The organism is Cystobacter fuscus (genome assembly GCF_002305875.1).
In the GTDB taxonomy this organism is placed as follows: domain Bacteria; phylum Myxococcota; class Myxococcia; order Myxococcales; family Myxococcaceae; genus Cystobacter; species Cystobacter fuscus_A.
Genome location: NZ_CP022098.1, coordinates 942,536 through 955,706, shown reverse-complemented (window position 1 = coordinate 955,706; position 13,171 = coordinate 942,536). Strand labels below are relative to the sequence as shown.

Genomic DNA, 13,171 nt, shown 5'->3' with positions numbered 1-13,171 from the left:
TGTCCCGAGTGACGCGACCAGTATCCTCCGGGTGAGCGAGGATCTCGAATGCACTCACCCACAGAGAGATGATGCGACCGGCATCGTATAGTCTGGCATCGGATCCCGCACGCATCAGTGAGGCGTGATAGGCCATATTCAACGATCTGAAGAGAGCAGTATCCATCCAACTCTGCCTGTCACTCTCGTATTGGCGACGCCAGCGCACGAGCAACTCTTGGAGCAGCGGCTCGTCGACTGAACGACTATCAAGCCTATTTTGAGACATCTTTGGCGATGACTGCCCCTGAAACTTCCCGACCTCGTGAATCCCGGCAACTGCTGGCGTTTTACGAATCAGGCGCTCACAATCGTTTGCAACCATCCAAGGATAGAAGTCGAACGCGTCGCCGTAAAAGACGTGGTGTCCGGGGGAGACGTGAGTTCGAGCGCGCGGCTGTAGCTGATGACGGCGAATGAGATCAGGTCACGGAAGCTCGCCAGTGCGTCGATATGAAAGAAGGCGTCCGGCGCGTTCGAGCGAAGGAGAAGCACGGTTGGCTCAATTGTCGCGCCGAAAGCATCGGTGAACCGGTTGAGAAAGATCCTAAACGTCTCATGCGCTTGTCCAAACGCTTCGACACGGGGGTCATCAGAAGGAGCGAGGATCGCGAGTTCACCTTCGATGGCCTCGGCAAGTTTGATGTTCGGCAGAACGAAGACGGCGGTCCGCTCAACCATGCCGACAATGGTGATGCGCTGGAACCGAGTAATCAAGGCGTAGAAGGCACGTCGGCGCACACGCGCAGGCCCACGGTGATGTCTCGCAGGGTGCGCTCGGGCAGCTCGCGGTTGGCCACCCGCGCCGAGCCGGCGGCGAAGTAGTACGCGCCGCCCCTCGCCACCACGCGCCCCGGCTCCACCGCCGAGCGCGTCCACTCGAAGGCATTGCCCGCCAGGTCCTCCACGCCAAAAGGACTGCGCGACGCCGGGTGCGAGCCCACCTCGTCGGGGCCAAAGCCCCCGGGCTCCTTGCCATACGTCATGTCCACGTTCGCATCGTCCGGCGCGAGCGCGTCCCCATGGGGGAACTCGCGCCCGTCCTCGCCCCGCGCCGCGCGCTCCCACTCCAGCTCCGTGCACAACCGCGCCCCCGGCACCCGCCCCGTCCGGCCCAGCCACGCCACGTACGCCTCCGCGTCCTCGAAGGAAATGCCCGTGACGGGAAAGCGCAGCCAGTCCTGTGAGCCCCTCCGCTCCCGCTTCGCGTAGAGCAGCCGTTGTCCGGCACTCACCCGGTACCGCACTCCCCCTGGCTGGAAGTCCAGGCGCCAGGTGCCCCCCACCCACTCCAGCGCGAGCCGCCCATGGTAGACAGTGCTCGTGTGCGGCAGACGCCGCGCGCGCTCGTCCGCAGGCAGCGCGGAGAGATACTCCATCCACTCCGCGTACGTCGTCTCGTGCCGCGCGATGAGGAAGTCCTCCGTGTGCCTGGGATGCAACGGCAGCGCGTTGAAGAAGCCACGCACGCTCGCGTCCGCCGCGCTCCCGAACAACACCCGTCCCGCCGGCACATGGACGAAGCCCCGAGGCAGGCTCCCCTCGCGCAACAGCCTCGGCGCCAGGTGCCGGCGCTCTCCCCGCGTCAGCCGCAGCGGGAGGCTCACCGACTCGTGGCCCCGCGCTCGCACCACCAGCCGCCAGTCTCCCGGGGCGATCTCCCGCTCCACCCACGGCCCCGGCTCCACCGGCATCAGCGCACCGGTCACCTCGCGTCCCTCCACGTCCCGGGACATGGGCCGCAGTTCCACCACCGCCCCCTCCACCGGCAGCGCGAGCGTCACGCGCGCGGGCTCCGTCCAGTGCCTCCAACGCTCCCCGTGCGCGTCGTACAGCCGCAAGCGCTGCAACAGCGCCGGCAACTCTCCCCCCTCCAGTGCCTGCTCGGCATGGAAGGCTCGCTCCAGGAGGAAATCCGCCAGGGCCTCGCGCACCTCCTCGCGCGCCGGCTCCAACACGAGCGCGTGCTCCAGATGATCCCCCACCTCGTCCAGGCGGCGGTGCAGCGCGCCCTCCACCAGGATGGAGCGCGCCCACGCCGCGTCTCCCCGCTCCCGCTCCCCGGCGTCATAGTGCGCGAAGGCCTCCCGCCGCGCGCCAGAGAAGGTCTCGCGCTCGTGCCGCGCGGCCTCCAGGGCGCTCGCGGCCTCGTCCAGCCAGCCGCGCACCACCGCGTCGCGCTCGGACACCTCGTGCAGTTGCAGGCCCGCGTACACGAGCACCAGCGAGAGGACGAACCCCACGGCGAGCGCCCGCCGCAGATGCCGGCTGCGCACCACCGTGCGGCGCGAGTCCTCCAGGAAGACGCGCTCGCGGCGGGTGAGCTCCGCGGGCTCCAACAGGCGCGCCTCGGCGAGCTGCCGCGGACCCCAGAGCAGGTCTCTCGCGTGGCCCACCTGCTCCCAGTGCGCGGAGTCCGCCTGCAGGCGCGCCCGCACCTCGCGGCGCTCGGCCGCCTCGGTCAGCCAGCGCGCGAGCGTGCCCCAGTCGCTGAGCAACACCTCGTGGGCCACCTCGTAGCTCGTTCCCCCATCCACCTCGCGCGCCACGAGCAGGCGCGCGCGCACCAGCGCCTCGAGCACCGCGCGCTGGCGGGGATCATCCCCCACCAGTTCCTCGCCCGTCTTGCGCGCCCGGGTGCCCTCCGGGGTGATGAGGCGCAAGAGCACGCCGCGCGCCACCGCGCGTTGATCCGGCAGGAGGCGCGCCACGGCCATGTCCACGTGCCGGGCCAGCGCTCCGGCCACCCCGCCCAGGCTGTCGAGCGCCGCCTGGGTGATGATGCTCCCCTCGCGCGCCTCCCACAGCTCGGCGAGCGCGAACTGCAACAGCGGCAGCCCGCCCTCGGTGGCCGAGATGGAGGCCACGAGCGTGTCCACCAGCGCCTCGGACTCGAAGCGCACGCCCTTGGCGCGCGCGGGGCCCACCACCGCCTCGTGGCTCTCCTCGGGGCCCAGCGCCCGCAGGAGGTAGAGCGCCCCGGGCACCGCCGCGCCCAGGCCCTGCACCGTCGTGAGCCGGGTGAGGAAGTCGCTGCGGCACGTGGCGAGCAGCCGCACCCCGGGCACCCCCTCGGCCAGCTCCCCGAGCGCGCGCCCCACCCGCGCCGACTCCTCCCCGTCCGAGAGCGTCACCAGCTCCTCGAGCTGATCCACGTAGACGGCGAGCCCCTCGTCCGAGCGCAGGCGCACGCGCAGCTGGCGCGCCAGGCCCGTGGGATCCGCGCGCAGCAGGTTGCCCAGGGCCTCCTCGTCCATGGCCAGCGTGGGGGCGAGGGCGGCGGTGAGCGCGGTGAGCGGACGCCGCCCCGGAATCAGCCGCACCCCGCGCCAGCGCCGCCCGTCCTCCAGCGCCCCCTCGCCCAGGCGGGGCAGCACGCCCGCGAGGCACAGCGAGGACTTGCCGACTCCCGAGTCGCCGGTGATGAGCAGGAAGGGATCGGCGCGCAGCCGTTCGAGCACCTCGCGCTGCTCGCGCCGGCGGCCGAAGAAGAGCGCGCGGTGCTCGGCCTCGAAGGGTTGCAGACCCCGGTAGGGGTTGCCCTCGGGCAGCGCGTCCGCCGCCTCGTCACGCGCGAGATGCCCCAGCGCGTCCAGCAGCGACACGGCCGAGGCGAAGCGCTCCTCGGGCACGAGCCGCAGACACTGGTCCACCACGGCCGCGAAGTCCGCGTCCACGCCCGGAACGGCCTCGCGCAGGGGCCGGGCGTCCTGGGTGCACACCGCCAGCGCCAGCTCGCGCGGGGGCACGTGCCGGAAGGGGCCCTGGCCCGCGCACAGCTCGTAGAGCACCAGGCCCAGCGAGTACACGTCGCTGCGCGCGGTGAGCTCCGTGGCCGCCCAGGCCTCCGGCGACATGTAATAAGGAGTCCCCACCAGCATGCCCTCGGGCAGGGACGGCAGCGTCACCCCGTCGAGCGAGCCCGCCACGGCCTCGGGCGGCAGCTCCAGGGCGGCGAGTGCCCCCGGCTCGCGCGGAGGCGGCGTGTCCTCGCGCGGGGCGGGGCCCTCGTCCAGCAGCTTGGCCAGCCCGAAGTCCAGCAGCTTCACCTCCCCCGTCTCGGTGAGCAGCGCGTTGGCCGGTTTGATGTCCCGGTGCAGCACGCCCCGCCGGTGCGCGGCCCCCAGCCCCCGGGCCAGACCCTGCCCGAGCGCCAGCACCTGCTCCCAGGGCAGCGGCTTGGGGAGCCGCTCCAGCGAGGAGCCCCGGACGAACTCGGAGACGAGGTAGGGATGGTTCTCCAACTGTCCCACCCGGTAGAGGGTGACGACGTTGGGGTGCTGGACGCGTGCCGCGGCCCGGGCCTCCACGAGGAAGCGGCTGAGGGCGCCGGGGCCCAGGGCGCGCACGAACTTCACCGCCACGGGCCGCTCGAGCAGCGTGTCCTGGGCGAGATACACGCGTCCCGTGGTGCCATGGCCCAAGAGGCGCACCAGTCGGTATTCGTCGAACGCCTCGGGTGGACTCCACCCATCGGCGCTCTCGCGCGAGGTTGGAAGGGTGCCCACGGTCTGTTCTGGGGGACGACGAGGGGATGGCCGGGTGGATCAGGGCTGGTTCTTGGACTTGCTCGGCTTGAGCATCCGGCGGATGCGGTCTTCCAGATCCTGGGGGAGGCACGGCTTGGCGACGAACTCGTCCGCGCCCGCCTGGCGCGCCTGCTCGGCGTTGCCGGCCAGCACGTGGCCGCTGAGCGCCATGACGGGGATGTTGCGGGTGCGCTGGTCCTGCTTGAGCCGGCGCGTGGCCTCCCAGCCATCCATCACCGGCAGGGACAGGTCCATGAGGATGATGTCGGGGGGAGCGCCCTGGGCCTTCTCCACCGCCTCCACTCCATTGCGGGCCACATCCACCTGAAACCCGACGAATTCCAGGTACTCCGCGTACATCTCTCGGGCGTCATCGAAGTCATCGACCACGAGCACCCGCTGGCGGTGCGTGAGGGGTACAGTCATGGCGCGGGGCCCTCGTACAAGGTGGGAACGCCACACCATGCTATGCACGCCCCCGCGGATGTGCTCGTCCCCCCCGGGTTTCGTCGAGCCTTCTCCGCTCCCCGCCTGTTGGCGTGCGAACACTGCCCGCACGACGATGATGACTCACGACCTCCGGGCTGCCGGGGGCCTCCCGGAGGTCGGTGGGACAGGCGCGCGGCCTAGCGCGAGAGCGCCCTCTCCAGCACGGTCGTGGAGGGCACGGGGGCACCCCACGCCGTCTCGTAGTACTGGGAGAAGTCCTGTCCCTGGAACCTGGTGAAATTCACCCGGATGCGCGCCGTGGTGTTGTTGGGGTTGATGGGAGGCAGGGTGGTGTCGGACGACAAGCCATACGCGAAGTAGAAGCGCGGGGTGGCCTGGAAGCTCGCCGTGTCGATGGGAATCTTCACGGCCTCGGTGCCGAAGCAGCCGGTGACCGCGCTGGGGTAGGGCGCGGGCAGGGCCTTGTACTCCTTGGTGACCGTCCCCAACACTTCGACATCGAGCTGGTAGGCGGAAGCGGTCACGACCTGGTTGAAGGTGAGGATGACGCACTCGCCCGGATCCAGGACCCCCGCCGTCCCGGTGGTGCCGTCCTTGAAGGTGACGGAATCGAGCTGCAACGGGCGCGGGGTCTTCACGTCGCCGCTGACGAAGTAGCCCTTCCACGTCTGCACGGCACCGGAGTAGGCCGAGGTGGCGCGCAGGATGAGGTTGTACTCCTGGCCCTCGAGGACGTTGGTCACCGAGGGGGTGAGCATGTACACGTCGCCCGTTTCGCTGGACGTCACGGTGAGATCGATGGGGGTCTGCCCCTGCTCCCCGGTGAGGATGGCGATGAGCGAGTCACGCGCCACGGGCTGGCTGAAGCCCAGGAAGATGGGCTCGCCGGGGCGCAGCAGGTTGCGCAGGGGCTTCTTCGCCTCCGCGGGCGACGAGGCCGTCAGCTGGAGGCTGGGCACGTTGGTGGCCACCAGGGTGAAGGAGGCGGAGCCGGTGCTGTTCTTCGCCGGGTTCAGGGTGATGATCTGCGAGCCCGACTTGAGCAGCAGCGAGGCGTCGATGGGGGCGGCATAGCCACCCGAGTCGATGACGCCATCGCCGTTCACGTCGACCGGGTCCACCCAGAGGCGGTAGTACGCCGTGCTGGTGTTGCCCGAAGGCGGGGTCCCGATGCGGGTGAGCTCCGAGGGCGAGGGCACGTTGTTGAAGGTGACGACGCCCATGGCGTCCGCCACGGCGGGAGTGGCGGTGACCGTGCTGGTGGCCTGGACCGTGGTGCCCGCGGCGGAGATCAATCCGGCGGGATAGGCCTCGAGGAACGCCTGGGCGCCCACCGCGGGCTGGCCCTTGTCCGTGAGCAGCGTGAAGCTCACCTTGCTCTGGGTCTTGGTGAGCATGACGAGGCCGAGGCTCGCGTTGCCATCGTTGATGGGGATGTTGCCCGCGCTGGAGGGCACGGTGGCGCTGGCGCGCAGGGTGGCGTAGCCCTCCTTGGCGATGGTCACCAGGACGGTGGAGCCGGCCGGCACGTTCTTGATCATGAAGTTGCCCAGACCGTCGGTCTGGACGACGTACTTGCCTTCCGCGGTGTCGCTGCCGATGGTCAGCCGGACCGAGGCGCCCGCGAGCGGCTGCATCGCGGTATCGAGCACCTGTCCGGAGACGGTGCCCTTCGGGTTGGCCGGAGCCACCACCGAAACGGAGTCCGGATCGCGGATGCCATCGGCGATGCCGTCGCCATTCTCGTCCTTGGGTCCGCACGCCAACACGAGGAGCGGCAACACGACTGCCCAATGCTTCTTCATCTGTCCACCTTGGAATGCAATGCTTGGAGTTCGCCCGCACGGGGCGGTGCCGAGACAGTCTCCGACCGGGCCCATTGACGTCAAGCGGAGGGCGGCGGATGGGCGCCCTGATAGGCTGGGGCGCCATGAGTGACGTGGACGTGAACGACCCCTGCCGGGGCTGTGCCCTGGTGAGCGGAAGCCTCCGCCCCGTGGGGGGGGTGCTTGCCCGCTCGGCCGGGCTGGTGCTGCATGGGCTGGCGGGGCCGAGCCCCCTGCCCGGCTGGGTGGTGCTCACCAGCGTGCGCCATGCCCGCGCCCTGTATGACCTGGACGAGGAGGCGGCGCGGGAGCTGGGCCCCTTCGCCGCGCGGGTGATGCGCGCCCAGCGCGAGGTGCTCGGCGCCGAGCACGCCTATGCGTTCGCCATCGGGGACGTGCTGCGCCACTTCCACCTGCACCTGGTGCCGCGCTACCGGGACACGCCGGCACGGCTGTGGGGGCGGGGAGCCTTCGACGCCGCCCCGGGCGACTTCCGCCCGGACGAGGAGCTGGAGGCGGCGGCACGGGCCCTCGCCGCCACCCTGTGATGTGAGAGGATGGAGCCGCCCATGCGCGTGTTCCGACTCGGCCTCCTGCTGTCGCTGCTGTTCGGGTCGCTGTGCGCGTGGGCCGGCAACACCGCGGACGAGGCGGACGTGGCGTTCGAGCTGGGCAACGAGGCCTATGCCCAGCGCGAGTACGTCCAGGCGCTGCGCTCCTACTTCGCCAGCTACCGCCTGGTGCCCAACCGCAACGTCCTCTTCAACATCGCCCGGTGCTACGAGGCCATGGGCCGCTACAACGAGGCCTACCGCTACTACCACGACCTGGCCCAGGAGGATCTGCCGGAGGCGGACGCCACCAAGGTGAACCACTCGCTCACGCGGCTGCGCCCCAAGGTGGCCCTGGTGCGCGTCACCACCGAGCCGCCCGGCGCCGAGGTGCTCGTGGACCGGGAGGACCTGGGCAGCCGGGGCCTGTCGCCCCAGACCCTCGCGCTGCCCCCCGGCGCCCACACGGTGGTGGTGCACAAGGAGGGCTACCGCCGCGCCGAGGCGACCATCCAGCTCACACGGGGCCAGGCGGTGGTCCAGACCTTCACCCTGGAGCTCATCACCGGCACGGTGCGGCTCACGGGCACGCCCGGAGGCGCCGAGGTGCGCGCGTCGCCGGAGGGCCCCGTGCTCGGACAGGTGCCCGGGGATCTGCGCTTCACCCCGGGGCCGCACGTGCTCCACGTGAGCGCGCCCGGCCATGTCCCGGCCCAGTTGCTCGTGGACGTGCCCGCCGATGACGAGGTGACGCTGGGCGTGGCGCTCGCCCCGCGCGAGGAGCCCATGGGACGCCTCATCATCACCGCCAACCGCGACAACGCCTCGGTGCGCGTGGATGGCCGCCCCACGGGCTTCACCCCCACCGTGCTCACCCTCCCCCACGGCGAGCACGCCCTGGAGGTGGAGAGCCCCAACTTGAGCCCCCTGCGCCAGAGCGTCTACGTGGTGGCCAACCAGGAGACGCGCGTCCACGCCGAGCTGCGCTACATGCCCCCCTCCGTGCGCGCCGCGTCCAAGAACCTGGTGTCCGTGGACGAGGCACCCGCCTCCACCACCGTCATCACCCAGGAGGAGCTGCGCGCCTTTGGCTACACCACGCTCGCCGAGGCGCTCGCGGCCGTGCGCGGCATCTTCGTCTCGGATGACCGGAGCTACACCTACCTGGGGGTGCGGGGCTTCGCGCCCCCGGGTGACTTCAACACCCGCATCCTCACCCTCTGGGACGGCCACCCGCTCAACGACATGGTGACGGGCCAGGGCTACGTGGCGAGGGACCTGGCCGTGGACCTGGAAGAGGTGGAGCGCATCGAGGTGGTGCGTGGCCCGGGCAGCGTGCTGTACGGCACGGGCGCCTTCTTCGCCGTCATCAACGTGGTGCCGCGCGACACGCTCGGGGGGGATCGGCACGTGGAGGTCACCGCCGGGGCGGGGGCACTGGGCACCACCCGAGTGCGCGCCACCGCGGCGTGGGACTTCGAGCCCGGCTCGGTACTGCTGTCCGGCGCCTGGGTGGGGATGCGAGGCGCGGAGGTGACTCGGCTGGGCGAGGATCTGCCACCGGTGGTGGGCCTGGATGGGGAGCGCGCCGCCACCGCCTCGCTCCGGGCGCGCCTGGGCGGCCTCAGCTTCCACGCCCAGTTGCACGGACGCACCAAGGAGAGCCCCGTGGGACCCTTCGGCACGGAGCTCGGGGTCCCGGGCACCCGGATCCAGGACGTCCGTGGCTTCGCCGAGGTGCGCTACGACAAACAGCTCGGCGAGCGGATGAGCCTGTCGCTGCGCGGCGCCTACGACGCCAGCCGCTACCGGGGCTACTGGATGTACTCGAAGCCCACGCTGGCCGGGGAGCGGCTCGACACCGACGCCGCGCGCGCCGACTGGCTGTCAGCCGAGACCCGGCTGCGCCTGCGCTTCTACGACACCCACCACGTCACGCTGGGCCTCGAGGGACAGGCTCAGTTGCGCGTGGAGCAGGAAGTCGATCCCCTCGGCTCGAGCCTCGTGCAGAGCCAGACCCGTGGCAGCTTCTCCGCCTATCTCCTGGACGAGTGGCGGTTGCACCCCCGGCTGAGCATCAGCGCGGGCCTGCGCCTGGATCGCTACTTCAACAATCTGAAGACGCTGCCCTTCACGCCGCGCCTGGCCCTCATCGGACGTCCCTACGCGCGGGGCCTCACCAAGCTGGTGGTGGGCAGTGCCTTCCGGGCGCCCACCCCCTTCGAGCTCGACTACCAGGACAACGGCAGGACCCAGATCGCCGCGGGTACGCTCGAGCCGGAGACCATCTCCACCATGGAACTCGAGCACGCGCACAACCTCACGGACGAACTGCGCCTCACCGTGGCGGGCTACGCCAATAGCATCCGCCACCTCGTGGCGCTCAGTGAGCAGTCGGGGCCCCCCCAGTGCACGGGCGGTCCCCTCGGCTCCATGCCCTGCATCGTCTTCGTCAACCGCCCCGGGGAGACACGCGCTTTTGGCGCCGAGGCGGGCCTGCGCTGGCAGCCGGGACGCTTCGTCCTCGTGGACCTGAACTACTCCTTCGTCACGCTGATCAATGCCGCCGAGGAGGAGGCCAACGCCACCCCGGCGCACCTGGCGTCGGGACGACTGCTGCTGCCCCTGGCCGACGGAAACCTGCGCCTAGCCACCCAGGCCACCTACCAGAGCGCCCGCGGACAGCCGAGGGACGATGGCACCGAGTATGGCAAGGCGCTGCTGCTCGACGTGGGTCTGTCCGGAGAGCTGCCCTACCTGCGCTACTTCGCCGGGGTGCGCAACCTGCTGGACACCCAGTACGCCCTGGCGCTGGGAGACCAGCGCGCCGCCGGGCCCGTGCCCCAATACGGACGCACCTTCACGCTCCAGGTCTCCGGCTCCTTCTGACGCGCACTACCGAAGGGGAAACTCCCGCTGGCCCTCGGCGCAGAACAGGCCCAGGCGATTCCTGTTCACGAAGGGGACCTCGCGCCCGCCCTTCTCGAACGCGGTCAGGGGAATCTCCCGCGAGCCCTGGGGCGCCATGCCTCCGAGCTTGTACACATCCCGGCCTCCGGTCACGAGGATGCAATCGCTCCAGATGATGGTGTCCGTGTTGGTGAGTTCGATCTTCTGGCCGAAGGGGCCACGCGGGGCGATACGTCCACTCAATTGCCGGGGCTCAGGTGCCTTGGTGGGAGTCGTTGGCTCGGCCTTGGTACTTGGGGTACGCGGGGGCTCATCAGGGGTCTCCTTCGGCTCGGGAAGCACCACGAAGCGCACGAACTTCGCCGCGCCCTGCGCGCGCTCGTCCAGGCGCAACGTCGCGCGCCGAGGAAGCACGTTGAGGACGGTGGCCTCGCCGAGCAGCTTCGCCTTGCCATCTCGCGTGAGCGCGCCCACGACCTGGAGGACCATGCCGGAGGAGAGTCCCGAATGGAGCCCCTGGAGAACGACATGGGGTGACCCCGTGGGCTGGATCGCCGCGACGTTCTCCGCGGAGATGAACCGGGCGGCAACGGGTGCTACCGCGGAGGGTTTCGCGATGGAAGGTTTCGTGGCGATCGCTTCTGGTGCGGGCGCGGCCTTGGGGGCTTCGGGTGGCTCGCCGGGGGAGGGAGGCGGTTCGAACGAACCGGGCGGGGGCCACTGGGATCCCGGGGGTCCGCGGTGTTCGCCAGGCCACTGGGGTCCCGGGGGTCCGTGATGCTCACGGGGCTCACCCATCCGGCCATCCGGGCTCCTCTGGTGCAATGGCCGCCGGTTCTCCATCACGACGGCGGTGATGCCCGCCGAGGCTCCGATCAGACCGAGCGCCGCGAGGGAGATGGCCACCAGCCATCCCTTGCGGCTGGGGCCCTGAAGTTGGAACGACTCGGGTGAGGCCCCCACGGTGGGCACCTGGGTGCTGCTCGGCGAGCGCATCAGGGTGTCCGCGAGGCCCTGCGCGGGGGGCAAAGCCATCGGAATGAGGGTCCCCGGGGTGGCCCCGTTCTCGGTGGGTGCGAACTGAACCCCCGTGTTCATGGGCAACACGACGGCCGGAGGCAAGGGGGTGCGGCGGGTGCTCGAAGCGGAGGTGAGCCGACTGATGATCTCTCGTTGCGAGGCGAAGGCCTCGGGACAGATCTCCCGAACGAAGTTGCCCACCTCCTCGGCGCCCACGGAGGAGCCGGTGTGCAGGAAGTGCTCGTTGAGGGCGCGGGCGAAGTCGTCCGCGCGGGCATAGCGCTCCTCGGGCGAGGGGGCCAGGGCGCGGCGGATCGCGGCATCGAGCGCGGGGTCGACGTCCGCGCGCAGCTCGCTCAACGAGGGCACCGCGGGGTGGGTCATGGCGGCCATCATCTCGCCCACGGTGCCATGGGCGATGAGCGGCCGTCCCGCGAGCAGCTCCCACACCACCACGCCGCACGAATAGAGGTCGGTGCGATGATCCACGGACTCGGCGCGGACCTGTTCGGGAGACATGTAGCCGAGCTTGCCCATGACGGTGGCGGGCAGCGTGTACTTGCTGCGCGCGGCGCTCTTGGCGAGGCCGAAGTCGATGACCTTCACCTCGCCCTCGTACGAGACCATCACGTTGTGGGGCGACACGTCCCGGTGGACGATCCCCAGTGGGGCGCCGTCCGGGCCCATCTTGCGGTGGGCGTAGCCGAGCCCCTCGGCGATGCGCTGGCCGAGGTAGAGCGCCACCGGAACGGGGATGGACCTGCCCTGGGCGCGCGCCTGCTCCTGCAGATAGGCGAGATCCACGCCGGCCACGTACTCGAGCGCCATGTAGTAGGTGCCCTCGGCCTCGCCCATGTCGTAGACCTGAGCGATGGACGAGTGCGCCAGGTGCACCAGCACCTTGGCCTCGTGGTGGAAGCGATCGAGGAACTGCCGGTCCTTGAGCAGGGCGGGCAGGACGGTCTTGACGATACAGGGCTTCTCGAAGCCCGCCGCGCCGGAAATCTTGGCCAGGTAGACCTCCCCCATGCCGCCCTGCCCGAGCAGATGGACGAGCTCATAACGTCCGAGGGCATGAAGAGCGGGCGCGGGGAGGTTCGAGGGGGAAGAATCCATGGCGAGGTGCGCCATTGTAGCCCGGGAGCCACGAGGCGGGGGGCGGGGCATCCTCCACCCGTCGGAGATCAGGCGGGCGGGCTTGCGGGAGGAGGGGTCTCCTGGAGTAGGGTCTATCCCATCCGCGGGTTGCCCGCGGGAGGAGGGGCGGTCAATCCGTCCACGGGGCAGGACTGTACTGAACTTTTGTACAGCCCCCCCCCCCCCCCCCCCCCCCCCCCCCCCCCTCCCAAATACCCGTTTTTACTGGGTTTCGTCCAGGATGAGCCTTCCGTTGTCGCACCGAGCCGAGGGGCGGTGGCCCCAGGGACTCCCGTCGCCCATGACGAAATACAACGTGAACTTCGATGTGGACTCCGTGCTGCGCACCGTGGAGGTGCTGAGCAGGAATCAGCCAGAGGGGACGCTCGAGGAGGAGTCGCTCCGGGTATGCGCGGCCGCGCTGCTCTTCGTACGCGATGAGCAGCACAAGCTCGACGAATTCCGGGAGTACTTCCGCAAGCTCACCACGCCGGCCGTCGAGGGCGTCAAGGTGGACCACGTCTTCGCCACGCGCGAGGCGGCGGAGACGTGGCTACAGGAGGGAGAGGCCCGCGCGGGCCAGCGGGTGCGCGTCGCTGGCCAGGGCTTCACCGTCATCGACCTCGGTGCCCGGGGACTGAAACTCGTGCGGATGCCACTGCCCGAGGCGTTGCCGCCCCCCAAGCCGTGAGGCACCCGACCTGTCTGG

8 protein-coding genes are annotated in these 13,171 nt (G+C 70.4%); 3 read left to right on the top strand and 5 right to left on the bottom strand.

Annotated features, from left to right (window positions below):
• Positions 1 to 336: 336 nt before the first annotated feature.
• From CYFUS_RS04050 to CYFUS_RS04035, 4 genes are all read right to left on the bottom strand, one after another.
• Positions 337 to 756: a hypothetical protein gene (locus CYFUS_RS04050; protein WP_157758224.1), complete on the bottom strand. Its 420-nt coding sequence runs from the start codon at positions 754 to 756 to the stop codon at positions 337 to 339.
• Positions 753 to 4,547, bottom strand: a complete 3,795-nt coding sequence (locus CYFUS_RS04045) for a bifunctional serine/threonine-protein kinase/formylglycine-generating enzyme family protein (RefSeq protein WP_095984029.1) — start codon at positions 4,545 to 4,547, stop codon at positions 753 to 755. Before CYFUS_RS04045 ends, CYFUS_RS04050 begins: the two co-directional genes overlap by 4 nt.
• 39 nt (positions 4,548 to 4,586) lie before the next feature.
• On the bottom strand, positions 4,587 to 4,994 hold the full coding sequence (locus tag CYFUS_RS04040) for a response regulator (protein WP_095984028.1): 408 nt from the start codon (positions 4,992 to 4,994) through the stop codon (positions 4,587 to 4,589).
• Between the two features lie 200 nt (positions 4,995 to 5,194).
• Positions 5,195 to 6,823, bottom strand: a complete 1,629-nt coding sequence (locus CYFUS_RS04035) for a carboxypeptidase-like regulatory domain-containing protein (RefSeq protein ID WP_198316448.1) — start codon at positions 6,821 to 6,823, stop codon at positions 5,195 to 5,197.
• 125 nt (positions 6,824 to 6,948) lie between these two features.
• Between CYFUS_RS04035 and CYFUS_RS04030 the strand changes: the two genes are divergently transcribed.
• Positions 6,949 to 7,392 (top strand): HIT family protein, encoded by a 444-nt coding sequence (locus CYFUS_RS04030; protein WP_095991785.1) that lies wholly within the window; start codon positions 6,949 to 6,951, stop codon positions 7,390 to 7,392.
• 21 nt (positions 7,393 to 7,413) lie between these two features.
• Positions 7,414 to 10,284, top strand: a complete 2,871-nt coding sequence (locus CYFUS_RS04025; protein WP_095991784.1) for a TonB-dependent receptor domain-containing protein — start codon at positions 7,414 to 7,416, stop codon at positions 10,282 to 10,284.
• A gap of 6 nt (positions 10,285 to 10,290) precedes the next feature.
• Here CYFUS_RS04025 and CYFUS_RS04020 read toward each other — a convergent pair whose 3' ends face one another.
• A complete protein-coding gene (locus CYFUS_RS04020; protein WP_095991783.1) occupies positions 10,291 to 12,441 on the bottom strand; it encodes a serine/threonine protein kinase in 2,151 nt (716 codons plus the stop codon).
• 322 nt (positions 12,442 to 12,763) lie between these two features.
• On the opposite strand from CYFUS_RS04020, the gene CYFUS_RS04015 reads away from it, so the two are divergent.
• On the top strand, positions 12,764 to 13,153 hold the full coding sequence (locus CYFUS_RS04015; RefSeq protein ID WP_095984026.1) for a hypothetical protein: 390 nt from the start codon (positions 12,764 to 12,766) through the stop codon (positions 13,151 to 13,153).
• The last annotated feature ends 18 nt before the right edge of the window (positions 13,154 to 13,171 follow it).